Origin of the sequence: Brevundimonas sp., assembly GCF_035626975.1 — a bacterium.
In the GTDB taxonomy this organism is placed as follows: Bacteria; Pseudomonadota; Alphaproteobacteria; order Caulobacterales; family Caulobacteraceae; genus Brevundimonas.
This window is the reverse complement of record NZ_DASPMQ010000003.1, coordinates 1-12984: the sequence shown is the minus strand read 5'-3', so window position 1 is coordinate 12984 and position 12984 is coordinate 1. Positions and strand designations below refer to the sequence as shown.

The window sequence follows — 12984 nt, the reverse complement described above, 5'->3', positions numbered from 1 at the left end:
TGGCGCATCGTCGACAGCGTGGCCGGCCGCGACGGCTCGACCCTGGTCAGCTCGATCGAGGGGCTGCGCTTCATGACCGGCAACACCACCACCGTGCTGACCTACGGCGCCCCGGCCGCGCCGGAGCCGGCCGGCAAGGCCGGCGACGCCCAGGTCCTGCCGCTGCCGGCGGACCTCGACGACGCCTTCGTGCTGCCGGCCCTCGCCGAGGGCGAGCCGCTCGTCCTGCCGGGGCTGGAGGCGTTCAAGCCCGCCGACGCGCCGCTGGTCCTGCCGGGGACCGGGGACGAGGCCCCCCTGTTCCTCGCCCTCGGGGCCCGCCTCGCCCCCGCCGGCGGCTGGATGGCGGTCATCGACGACCAGGGCCGGCTGCTGGCCGATCCGGGACGGCACGGGGACGACTGGATGGCGTGATCCGGCTCTGCGGTTTCACGCCGGCACGCTGAGGTTTGCGCCGCCGTCGGCGCCGGATCGCTAGAAAGGAGCCAGCTCGCGCGCTCCGACGATGGTGAGCTCGACGCTCGCCCCGGGACTCTGTCGGTCGGCGGCGACATCCGGCTGTCCTCCGCCGACCCAGATCCGCGCGCGACCCGGAGAGACCTGGCGTCGTCCCGCGACGTCGACCGTGCCGAGCGCCGCGGCGGGAATGTCGAAGCTCACGGTCCGGCGCTCGCCCGCCGCGAGGAACACGCGCTGGAATCCGGCCAGACTCCGCGAAGGCGCGTCCGCCTCTCCGGGCCGCGATACATAGAGCTGCACGACCTCCTCGCCGTCCCGGTCGCCCAGGTTGGCGACCTCGACCTCGATGCGCGCGGCTTCACCGGCCTCGATGCGGCTCCGCGCGAGCCGGGCGCCGTCGTAACGGAAACGGGTGTAGCTGAGCCCGTAGCCGAACGGGTAGAGCGGCGCGCCCGCGAAGTAGCGATAGGTGCGGCCGCGCATCGAATAGTCCGTGAACGGCGGCAGGTCGTCCGCACTGCGATAGAAGGTCACCGGCAGACGGCCGGACGGACTGAAGTCGCCGGCGATCAGTTCGGCCACGGCGCGGCCGCCGTCGCCGCCCGGGTACCAGGCCTCGATGACGGCCGGCAGGTTGGCGTCCGCCCAGTTCACGCTCATGGCCGATCCGTTCATCAGCACGAGGATCACCGGCTTGCCCGTGGCGTGCAGACGCTCGAGCAGGTTTTGCTGCGGCGCGGGCAGGTCCAGGCTGGTGCGATCGCCGCCCGAGAACCCCGGCGCCTGGACCGACATCTCCTCGCCCTCGAGCCGGGCGGTCAGACCCCCGGCGAAGACGACCAGATCCGCCTGGCGGGCCGCCTCCAGCGCGGGTTCGACCCCGGCCCCTGGCCGGCTCCAACGGAGCCGGTGCGTCGCCCGGACCCCTCTCTGAACCGCCTCGATGCGGATGGCGTGCACGCGGTCCGCGGACAGGACGACGGGACTGTCCGAGTTCGTCCAGTCCGCGTCCCGGACGTCGGCGACCAGCTGATCGTCGATGTAGACGCGATAGCCGGCGTCGCCGGTGTAGCGGAAGCGGTACTCGCCGGACTCCGGCGCCCTGATGAACCCGGTCCAGCGGATGGAGGCGTTGCGCTCCTCGCGGTCGGGCCAGCCCCAGCGGACCATCGCATTGACGTCGTCCCGCGGAACGGACGGACCTTGCAGGTCCGGCGTCGGGAAATGCTCGGCCCGGAGGCCCGCCTCGGCGCAGGCGCGATCCCGGCAGAAGGCCGCATCGGGGATGTCCTCCAGGGGCGGCGCCACCCAGCCCGCGCCCTCGACGAAGGTCACCTCCGCATCGGGGAAGCGCGCGCGCAGACCGCTCACGATCGTCGACGGCGCCGACGGGGTTCCATTGTAATTGCCCACCAGGGCCTCGAGGCTGTCGGCGTTCGGTCCGATCACCGCGATGCGGCGCGGCGCGGCGGCGAGCGGCAGCAGGCCGTCGTTCTTGAGGAGCACCAGCGACTTCCTCGCCGTCTCCAGGGCCAGGGCGCGGTGGGCCGGCAGGTCATAGTCCTTCGGGCCGATGTCGGCGTGGGGACCGCTCGCGGCCAGGTCCATCGTGCCCAGCCGGTACCGCGCCGTGAACAGGCGCACCAGCGCCCGGTCCAGTTCGGCTTCCTGAAGCAGGCCCTGCTCCACCGCCCGCACCGTGGTCTGCGGGTCGGCGGTCGCGTTGAACCGGAAGTCGCAGATCAGGTCCGTGCCGGATCGCACGGCGAGGGCCACGGCCTCCTCCGGCGTCCCGACGGTGGCGTGGGAGGTCGGCAGGTGGATGTCCGCGATCGCCCCGCAGTCCGAGACCACATGGCCTTCGAAGCCCCAGTCGGTCCGGAGCCGCCGCTGGAGCCAGTCGGGACTGGCGCAGGCCGGCAGGCCGTCGATGGCGTTGTAGGCGCACATCAGGGCCTGGGCGCCCGCCTCGGTCACGGCGGCGTGGAAGGCGGGAAGATAGGTCTCCACGACGTCGCGCGGCGCCGGATGGATGTCGTCGCTGTGACGCGACGCTTCCGGACCGCTGTGCACGGCGTAGTGTTTCACCGCCGCGATGGTCTTCGGGTGCTCCGGATCGTCGCCCTGGAGGCCGCGGATATAGGCGACGCCGAACCGGCCGGTGAGAAAGGGATCCTCGCCCCAGGTCTCCTGGCCGCGGCCCCATCTCGGGTCGCGGAAGATGTTGATATTGGGCGACCAGACGGTCAGGCCGCGATAATGGGCCGAGCCGCCGTCCGCCGCCCGGGTGTCCAGATATTTGGCGCGAAACTCGGTCGCTACGGTGTCGGCCACGCGCTGGATCAGGTCGGTGTCCCAGGTCGCCGCCATGCCGATCGCCTGGGGAAAGACGGTGGCGACGTCAGCGCGGGCGACGCCGTGCAGGCCTTCGTTCCACCAGTTGTAGGCGGGGACCTGCAGTCGCGGAATGGCCGGCGCGTCGTGCTGGATCTGGGAGGCCTTCTCCGCCAGCGTCATCCGGGAAACCAGATTCACCGCCCGCGCTTCCGCGTCGAGGTCGGCCTCCCGGGAGACCATGGCCACAGCCGCCCCGGCGGTCGTCGTCGGGGTGACGCAGGCGGCGGTCAGGACGAGGACGCAGGACAGCGCCGGCAGGGACGATGCGAACCCACGGGACATGATTTTTCCTCCCGCGCCCGGCGGCCTGCTGATCGTGCAGGTGCGCCACCCTGGTCCTGAACGGACATTTGTATGATGATATGAGCTTTTGACGCAATGCGTTCCTGCGACGCCGCACCAAGGCGGGGGCGGGTCTGCTGATCGTTGACTTCAGTCCCGCCGCGCGAGTGATGAGAACGTGCGGGGTTGGACCCGATCCGGTTGCCGTTCGCGTTGTCGGATCAGGAGGTGGAAGGACACCCCGTCATCGTGCGCTCGATCATCCAGGGGCCCACAGCGATGAGCACGGGAACGGCCGCCAGCAGCTTGGTGATATAGCTGAGCGTCATCTTCTGCAGCTGTGTCGCCACCTGAAGCACGCTGACGATCAGTCCCACGATCATCACGACCGCAACCACCCGCGCCGCGACGGTCAGGACCATTCAAAGCATCTGGCGCCGACGAAAGCGCCAGCGGCGGGCATTCTGGCCATGAAATCCGCGCCCGGCGGCGCGGCCGATTGCAGAAACCTCAGCGATTTATGGCGCGGCCACGGATCACCAGATGCGCACCCGTTCCTTCGGGTCGAGATAGAGCCTGTCGCCGGGCCTCACGGCGAAGGCGTCGTACCAGGCGTCCAGGTTGCGCACGACGCCATTGACGCGGAACTCGACCGGGCTGTGCGGGTCGGTCATCACGTCCTGCCGCAATCGGGCCTCGCGGACCTTTCCGCGATAGGTCTGCGACCAGGACAGGAAGAAGCGCTGCTCGGCCGTGAAGCCGCCGACGACGGGCCCCGGCCTGCCCCCGAGGGAAATCCGATAGGCGTCGAGCGCGACGCCGAGCCCGCTCAGGTCGCCGATGTTCTCGGCCAGCGTCAGGGCGCCGTTGAGGCGCAGGCCGGGCAAGGCCTCGTAGCGCGAGTACTGCGCCGCGAGCGCGTCCGCCCGCGACCTGAAGCGGACGAGATCCTCGTCGGTCCACCAGGCGCGCAAGACACCGTTCTCGTCCGACTTCGAGCCCTGGTCGTCGAAGCCGTGGCCCATCTCGTGACCGATCACCCCGCCGATGCCGCCATAGTTGACCGCGGCGTCCGCATCGGGATCGAAATAGGGCGGCTGCAGGATCGCCGCGGGAAACACGATCTCGTTGAAGAAGGCGTTGTAGTAGGCGTTGACGGTCTGGGGCGTCATGCCCCACTCGTCCCGGTCCGTGGGCTTGCCGAGCCGGCCGGCCCTGCGCCGCCAGTCCCACAGCCTGGCGCGGGCGCGGTTGCCGACCGGGTCGCCGGCCCGGATCTCCAGGGTCGCGTAGTCGCGCCAGGTATCGGGATAGCCGATCTTCACCCGCAGCCTGTCGAGCTTGCGCAGCGCAGCCTGCCGGGTCGCCGGCGCCATCCAGTCGGCCTGGGCGATGCGCGTCCGGTAGGCGGCGCGCAGGGTCTCGACCAGGGCGACCATCTGCGCCTTGGCCCCGGCGCTGAAATGACGGCGCACATAGAGTTCGCCGACCGCCTCCCCGAGCGCCGCGTTGAGCGCCCCGGTGGCGCGTCTCCAGCGTTCCCGCTTCCGGGGCTGTCCGGACAGGGTGCGGCCGTTGAACTCGAACGCCAGGTCGTCGAAGGCCAGCGGCAGCAGGTCCGCCGTGGCGTTCAGGTAGTGAAACGTCAGATAGCTCCGCCAGATCTGGACGGACGTCGCGCGAAACAGCTTCGCCAGCCCCTGGATCGCGTCGGGCTGCTTGGCGCCGAAGAGGTCGTGATCATCCGGGATGTCCAGCGTTGCGAAGACCTCGGCCCAGGGGAATTCGGGCGCCAGCGCCTGCAGGCCGGCGCGCGTTTGCGGATTGTATGTGAGGTTGCGGTCGGCCCGCTTCTCCGCCGGCCAGTGCAGGGTGGCGATCGCGGTCTCGAGCGACAGGATTCCGGCTGCAGCCGAAGCGGGCTCGGGATAGCCGGCCAGCGACAGCATCCCTTCGATGTAGGTGCGATACCTGTCCCGCGCGTCGGTGAAGGCCGGTTCAGTCTTCAGGTAATAGTCGCGGCCGGGCATGCCGAGGCCGGCCTGGCTGACGTTGACGGTGTAGCGGTCGGGGTCCGTGTCGTCGGCCCAGATGTCGATCGAGACCGGCCCGCCGGCGCCGAGGTCGACGCGCGCCGTCAGCCGGGCGATCTCCTCGTGCGATCCGGCTCCGGCGATCGCGGCGACGCTCGCCTGGATGGGGCCGAGGCCGGCCTTTTCGATCGCGGCGGTATCGAGCCAGGCGGCGTAGAAGTCGGCGATCTTCTTCTCCGAAGAGCCCGGCTCGTGTGGCCGCTGGATCAGATCGTCGAGGACCGCCTTCACATCGGCTTCGGCCTTTGCGCGCAGAGCGAAGAACGGCCCCCACGAGGCGCGATCCGGGGGAATCTCGGTGGTCCTCAGCCACGAGCCGCCGCCGTACCGGAAGAAGTCGTCGCCCGGCCGGACCGTCGGGTCCATGCCCTCGACGTCGAAGCCCCACGCGCCGATCGCGGGCTCGGTCGCGGCAGCGGCCACAGGCCTCGGCAGGAGCGGAAGGCAGAGCGCGGCGCCAGCAGACGCCAGCAAGCCGCGCCGGCTAGCCCCTTCTGTACGGTTCCTGCTGTTCATAGACTCCATCCCGGCTTCGGGCAGCCCGCAGGCGCGTCGGAAATTTCCCGCCCACGCCTGCGGCCAAAGGTGACATAAGTAGGCGCCTACGTACGTTCTGGTGTCAAATGAAGATCCGGACAGACTTCCGGCGGAGCGCAAGCCCTTGCTCCCACCTTCCGTGACAGCTCAGACGCGCGTCAGGTTCGATCTCGAAGGTCAGATGCCCCTGGTGCGGCTAAGCTTCAGTCGACGCCCCACAGCGGACGTTCCGAAGGTCGCCTAAGGGTCAGAAGCGGTCGCTCCGTGCACATTGCGACAAGTGCACCGAAGGGGCAGGGAGGAAGGGCCGCTTCTGACTCATAACCGCCGTTGCGAGGGTCTGCTCCGGGGCGGGCTGGAACCTACGTCCCAGCGCAAGGGCGGCGACCAGCGGAAGAAGGTCGGTCGGCTGTCGGGCGGCGAGTGCAACCGCGCCACCTGGCCCGGACCCTGGCGACGGGCGGCAACCTGCTGCTGCTCGATGAACCGACCAACGACCTCGACATCGATACGCTGCAGAACCTCGAGGAGGCGCTGGAAGGCTTCGCCGGCTGCGCCGTGGTCATCTCTCCCACGACCGCTGGCTCCTCGACCGCCTGGCGACCCACATCCTCGCCTTCGAGGGCGACAGCCACGTCGAATGGTTCGAGGGCGATTTCGACGCGTACGAGGAAGACAGGAAGCGCCGGCCGGCCGGCCGAGAGTTTGATCCTGCACCGGATCAAGTCCCAGAAATTCGGGCGGTAGAACGCCGGGGCGCGGTCGATCGTTCGGCCGCGCGCCTCCTAATCTAAAACCTCAGAAACAACCTCTTGTGGTTGAGTGTATTACCATCCCGTCCCTTGCGGCGGATCGACCGATTGGCTAGCGTCACCGTGGGGTGAGTGCAAGCGTTCGCAAGTGTTGTCCCGAGTTTCCACAGCTCCTCGGAGCCTACGACGAGGGGCGACCCAATGCCGCGCATCAACGGTACGATCAATTCCGACTTGCTGCAGGGCGGCGCGGGTGACGATCTCATTCAGGACTGGTCCTATGGTTCCGACAGCCTGCGCGGCGGCGGTGGCAACGACACAATCGTTCTGACTCGCGGACAAAACGCTGGGAATAATCCGGTCTTACTTGAAGGCCAGGATGGCGACGACCACCTGATCTATTCCAGCCAGACCGTCCTCTCGGCCACGCTCGACGGCGGAGCGGGCGCCGATCGCTTTGAGATCGGGCTGGCCTACGGGAACCTCACGATCACCACCGGCGCCGGAACGGATGTGATCGCCCTCGAGCGGCACCAGCCCTCCTTCAACATCAACTGGTTTTCGATCTTCAACATCACTGATTTCACCGCCGGCGCCGGGGGTGACCGGATCGAGTGGGGAAGCTACTTCCGTACGACTCTGCAAGGCTGGTCTGGCGGCAATCCCTTCGCTACCGGGCATCTACAGTTGGTCCAAGTCGGCGCCGACACCCTGCTGAAGATCGACTTCGACGGCGCGGGCACGGCGCAGACGCCCGAAACGCTCATCATCTTCACCAATCAGCTGAAGAGCGATCTGACGGCCTACAACCTCGACGGCTATGACCCGACCCAGACGATCCTGACGACCTCGGTAATTGGCGCTGGGACAGCCGACACACTGAACGGCACGTCGGGCGCTGATACGCTCCAAGGTCTGGCCGCCGCCGATTTTCTGCGCGGGTATTCGGGCGCGGACAGGCTTGAGGGCGGAGATGGTGACGACGCCCTGAACGGCGGCGAAGGCGATGACCGGCTCGACGGCGGCGTAGGTCGCGACGTGGTCTCATACGTTGATGCACGCGCGGGCGTGACCGTGGACCTGGCCGTTCAGGGTGTCAGTCAGAACACCGTCGGAGCGGGCCTCGACACCTTGGTGTCGATCGAGGACATCCGTGGCTCGGCGTACGGTGACACCCTGCGCGGCGACGCCGGGGGCAATGTAATCATCGACATCCAGGGCGGCGCCGACACCCTCGTCGGCGGCGGCGGCGATGATATCCTCACCGTCATTCGGACCTTGCCCGCCAACGGCGGCCTCGTGGTCATGGATGGGGGAGACGGCAACGACGTGCTGACGGGCCAAGGCCAGATGAGCGGCGGTTCGGGCGACGATGTTGTCACACTCGTCAATGCCGCCGGGACCATTGACGGGGGGACCGGCAATGACCGGATCACCCTCTCGATATACAGCAGCAGCGCCAGCGCCGGTGACGGCGACGACGTCATTACGGTCGATACTTCTGGCGGCAACCATATGATCAACCTTGGAACCGGCTCGGACCGGGTTGTTCTCATCGGCACGCCGCCGGTCGTCAACTACGTCGGCGACGCGAACGAGATCCGCATTCTGAGCTTCACGGCCGGGGCGGCCGGCGATGTGATCGACCTGACCCAGATGCTGGCGGGCTTCCCCAGCTACGTCCCCGGATCCAACCCGTTCGCCACGGGCCACCTGCGCCTGGTCGGCAACATGCCGGGCGACTTCAGCGGCGTCACCCACCCCGCTGCCTATGTGCAGTTCAGCCCTGACGGCGGGGTGACCCCGTACCGGACGATCGTGACGATCGACGTCTGGCGCAGCGACCTTACCGCTGAGAATTTCGGTGGCTTCCGCCCTTCCGCGCCGGTCGTCAACGGGACCGATTCCGACAACAGGATCGACGCCAGCCAGGATGCCGACACGGTGAACGGCCTCGCGGGCCCCGACACGATCATAGGACGGGGCGGGGACGACGCCCTGAACGGCGGCGACGGCAATGACATCCTGTTCGGCGACTACTGGGCGGCCGACAACAGGCCTAACGGCGCGGACACCTTGATCGGTGGCGCGGGTAACGACCTCCTGATCGGAGGTGGGGGAGACGACATCCTTCAGGGCGGCGAAGGCGACGACGTCGTCTATACCGGCGTGGTGAACCATGTCGGGCCCTACATGCCGTCCTCCTATGTCCAGGCCCAACTCGATATGGCCGCCAACGGAGGCTCTGACGTCGTGAACGGCGGCGAGGGGATGGACGCCGCCCACTTGATGTACGCCGACGCGACCCAGTCGATCGTGCTGGACAACAGCAACGGCGACCTGGTCAACGCGGTGACCATCGGCGGCGGGGCGCGCGGATCCGTCACCGGCGTAGAGCGTATCATCTTCCATGGCGGATCCGCCGGCGATACGGTCACCGGCGGATCCGGAGCCGACACGCTGATGGGCGCAGCGGGCGACGACCGCCTCCACGGCGGCGCGGGCAACGACGTGCTTACCGGAGGCTCCGGCGCCGACCTCCTGAACGGCGGAGCCGGTATCGATGTCGCCAACTATGCGGACGCCGCCGCCGGCGTCAGCGTGGATCTCGCTCTCCAGGGCGTGGCGATCATCGGCGGCGGCGCGGCGGGCGACATCCTGACCGGAATCGAAGGCGTCACCGGCACGGCCTTCTCCGACACCCTGACGGGGGACGACAACGCCAACGTCCTGATCGACCTGCTGGACGGCGACGACGTGATCGAAGGCCGGGGCGGCGACGACGTCATCGGGATCAATCACATCCAAAGCGAGCTTGATGACCGCAACGTGCACGTCGACGGTGGTGACGGCGACGACGTCATCGGCGTGACCGGCGTCGGCGCATCCGAGATTTTCGGCGGCGCCGGCCAGGACGACATCACCCTGGAATACCGCACCGGCGCAGTCACCCTCGACGCCGGATCCGGAGACGACCTCGTCACCCTCCGCATGACCAACCCCGGCGCCACGGTCACCCTCGGCGCGGGCCGGGACACGCTGGTACTGACCGGTGTCAGCTGGGCCACCCAGACGCAGACCGTGACCGACTTTGTCGCGGGGCCGAACGGCGATGAGATCGACCTGGGCGATTGGGAAAGTTCGGGCGCTTTCAACCCCTTCGTACTGGCCAACACCCTCCGGATCGTCCAGTCGGGCGCCGACACGCTGCTGCAAACCTACACCAACAGCCAGTGGGTGACGGGTCTGGTTCTGCAGAACGTCCAGGCGGCGAGCCTGACCGCCGCGAACTTCCAGGGCTACAACCCCAATCCATCCACCCACAACCAGATCACGGGTTCGTCCTACGGCAACGACACGTTGACCGGCACGTCCGGCAATGACGAGATCAGCGGCCGAGACGGGTCCGACGCGCTGCGGGGCGGAGCGGGTGACGACATCATCCTGGCGGGTGGACCAGTCTATAACGAGCTTCTCTCCTACGGCAGTGGTCTGGATGGCGGCGAGGGCGACGACATCCTCGTCAGCGACATTTCGTCAGACCTCCTCATCGGCGGTTCCGGGGCGGACACCCTCTACGGCGGTGGGGGCGACGACGTGCTGGTCGGCGGCGGCGGCGGCTTCACCTCGCGCGCGCAGACCATATCGGTCTTTGGTCAGCCGATGACGGTCCTCATCCACAGGCCCGTCGACGCGCGCAGCGACGACGACACGGTGGACCGCCTGTACGGAGAGGCCGGGGACGACACCATCTATGTCGGCGCCGGAGACATCGCCTCGGGCGGTGAGTATGGCATGGACATGGCGGTCGTCTCTCTCGATGGCCTGGCCGGCGCCGTGACGCTGGATCTGCGAATCAACGCCGACGAGACCCTCAACGACCTCATCGGCGCCACGCTGTCCGGGTTCGAGGAGTACTCGATCGACGGTACGGCCTTCAATGACACGATAACAGCCGGTGACGGGTCCGATGTGTTCCTCGGCCGTGCCGGCGACGACGTGCTGACCGGCGGAGCGGGGATGAACAGCCTGTTCGGGGGTCTGGGAGCCGATAATATCTCGGGCGGTGACAACGTCGATTTTCTGTATGGCGGCGATTACGGCGTGAGCTCGCTCGTTCTGGGTGCGGGCGGGCGATACGTCGGGGGCTATACGTTCAACGACGGCGCCGTCGACGTGCTGAACGGCGGCGATGGCGATGATTACGTTCATGTCAGCTATGGCGATCAGGCCAACGGCGGGCTGGGAACCGACACCCTCTACCTGACCCTGATCGGACGGACGTCGGGCGTGAACCTTGACCTGACGGGCGGCGCCCAGGCGGCTCTGGCGGCCGTCCAGGGCGGTTCGCTGACCGGGTTCGAAACCTTCTCCATCGTCGCCCTGACGAATTTCAACGACGTGCTCCGCGCGTCGACCTTCGGCACCTTCTACGGCCTGCAGGGGGCGGACCAGATCTACGGCACCGACCAGGTCCAGACCATGGGCGGCAATGAAGGCAACGACCGCCTCGAGGCCTTCGGCGGCAACGATCGCCTGTATGGCGGCGAAGGCGACGATCTCCTGCTGGGCGGCGACGGAAACGACACGCTCGAGGGCGACGCCGACAACGACAACGGGCTGAATCCGGTGCTCGGCGCCGGCAATGACACGCTGGATGGCGGGGCCGGCGACGACAGGCTGACCGGCGGCGGCGGCGACGACACCCTGACTGGAGGGTCCGGCGCCGACAACATGTTCGGCGGCGCCGGGATCGACACGGCGGTCTTCTCGGCCGGGCCGGTCACAGTTGGACAGAATCCGAACGGCTGGGTGATCAACTCCGCGGACGGCGCGGACTTCTTTGTCGACGTGGAACGGATGCGGATCGGCGCCGACACGATCGCCACCAGCAGCCTGGGCCTCTCCAACTCTCTGGGATCGGCGGCTGTCGACTCCCTGACCGGGACGGCTTCAGCCAACTCCCTGTTCGGCCTGAGCGGCAACGACACCCTCAACGGCGGCGACGGCGACGACATCCTCGCCGGCGGCTCCGGCGTGGACATCCTGACCGGCGGCCTCGGCATCGACACCGCGGACTATTCCGCCGCCGCGGCGGGCATGCGGGCGCAGCTCAACTCGAACGCCTCGTCCAACGATGGCGACGGCGGCACGGATACCTTCAGCTCGATCGAGAACCTGACCGGCTCGGCCTTCAACGACGTGCTGATCGGCGACGGCGCGGCCAATGTGCTGCGCGGCGGGCTCGGGGCGGACACCCTGCTGGGGCTGGCCGGCGCCGATGTGCTGTGGGGCGGGTCGGGCGCGCTCAACACCCTGCAGGGCGGCCTGGGCGACGACCGCTATGTGCTGGAGGCGGCCGACTCGATCACCGAACTGGCCGGCGAGGGCGTCGACACGGTCGAGGCGCGCATCAACACCTACACCCTGGCCAACCACGTCGAGAACCTGATCTTCGGCGGGACCGGGGCCTTCACCGGCACCGGCAACGCAGCGGCCAACGTCATCACCGGCGGGACCGGGGCCGACATCCTGCGCGGCCGCGGCGGCGTCGATACGCTGAACGGCGGCTTGGGAACCGACACGGCCGACTACACCCTGGCCGCGGCCCGGGTGGTGGTGCGGCTCGACCTGCAGAAGGCCACCAACGACGGCGACGGGGCGACCGACACGTTCAGCTCGATCGAGAGCGCCATCGGCTCCAACTTCAACGACGTGATCTACGGCGACGCCGGCGCCAATGTGCTGATGGGCGGGATCGGCTCCGACGTGCTGGTCGGCGGCGGCGGCGACGACGTGCTGTGGGGCGGCTCGGGCGGGGTCAACAACCAGCTGCAGGGCGGGGCGGGCGACGACCGCTACGTGCTCGAGGCCTTCGACACCTGCGTCGAACTGGCCGGCGAGGGCGTCGACACGGTCGAGGCGCGCATCGGCTCCTACACCCTGGGCTCGAACCTCGAGAACCTGATCTACGCCGGGCCGGGCAAGTTCGTCGGCTCGGGCAATGCGCTCGACAACCACATCACCGGCGGGGCCCTCAACGACATCCTGCGCGGCGGCGGCGGCAATGACGTGATCGACGGCGGCCTGGGCCGCGACGAACTCCAGCTGCGCGGCTCGAAGGCCCAGTACACGGTCACCGCCGAGGGCTCGGGCTGGCGCATCGTCGACAGCGTGGCCGGCCGCGACGGCTCGACCCTGGTCAGCTCGATCGAGGGGCTGCGCTTCATGACCGGCAACACCACCACCGTGCTGACCTACGGCGCCCCGGCCGCGCCGGAGCCGGCCGGCAAATCCGGCGACGCCCAGGTCCTGCCCCTGCCGGCGGACCTCGACGACGACGCCTTCGTGCCGCCGGCCCTCGCCGACGGCGAGCCGCTGGTCCTGCCCGGCGTCGCGGCGATCAAGCTCGCCGACGAGCCGCTGGTGCTGCCGGGGACCGGGGACACGCCGCTGTTCCTCGC

The 12984-nt window shown here is 68.6% G+C and carries 4 protein-coding genes and 2 pseudogenes; 3 read left to right on the top strand and 3 right to left on the bottom strand.

From position 1 onward, the window contains the following. Window positions 1-414 (top strand): hypothetical protein (locus tag VEB62_RS00440; RefSeq protein ID WP_324794394.1); only part of this gene is annotated, 414 nt, incomplete at its 5' end. A gap of 60 nt (window positions 415-474) precedes the next feature. On the opposite strand, the gene VEB62_RS00435 is transcribed toward VEB62_RS00440, so the two are convergent. The 3 genes from VEB62_RS00435 to VEB62_RS00425 form a co-directional block, all read right to left on the bottom strand. After that, the gene (locus VEB62_RS00435; protein WP_324794393.1) at window positions 475-3138 is read right to left on the bottom strand and encodes a glycoside hydrolase family 3 C-terminal domain-containing protein; all 2664 of its coding nucleotides are present in this window, start codon (window positions 3136-3138) and stop codon (window positions 475-477) included. Window positions 3139-3359: 221 nt separating this feature from the next. Beyond that, window positions 3360-3560 (bottom strand): flagellar biosynthetic protein FliQ, encoded by a 201-nt coding sequence (locus VEB62_RS00430; RefSeq protein WP_324794391.1) that lies wholly within the window; start codon window positions 3558-3560, stop codon window positions 3360-3362. A 114-nt stretch (window positions 3561-3674) separates the two neighbouring features. Continuing rightward, window positions 3675-5654: a M13 family metallopeptidase gene (locus VEB62_RS00425; protein ID WP_324794389.1), complete on the bottom strand. Its 1980-nt coding sequence runs from the start codon at window positions 5652-5654 to the stop codon at window positions 3675-3677. 490 nt (window positions 5655-6144) lie between these two features. Here VEB62_RS00425 and VEB62_RS00420 point away from each other — a divergent pair. Further along, a pseudogene (locus VEB62_RS00420) lies at window positions 6145-6515 on the top strand (ATP-binding cassette domain-containing protein); the annotation flags it as partial. A 206-nt stretch (window positions 6516-6721) separates the two neighbouring features. Beyond that, window positions 6722-12984 (top strand): annotated as a pseudogene (locus VEB62_RS00415) (hypothetical protein); the annotation flags it as partial.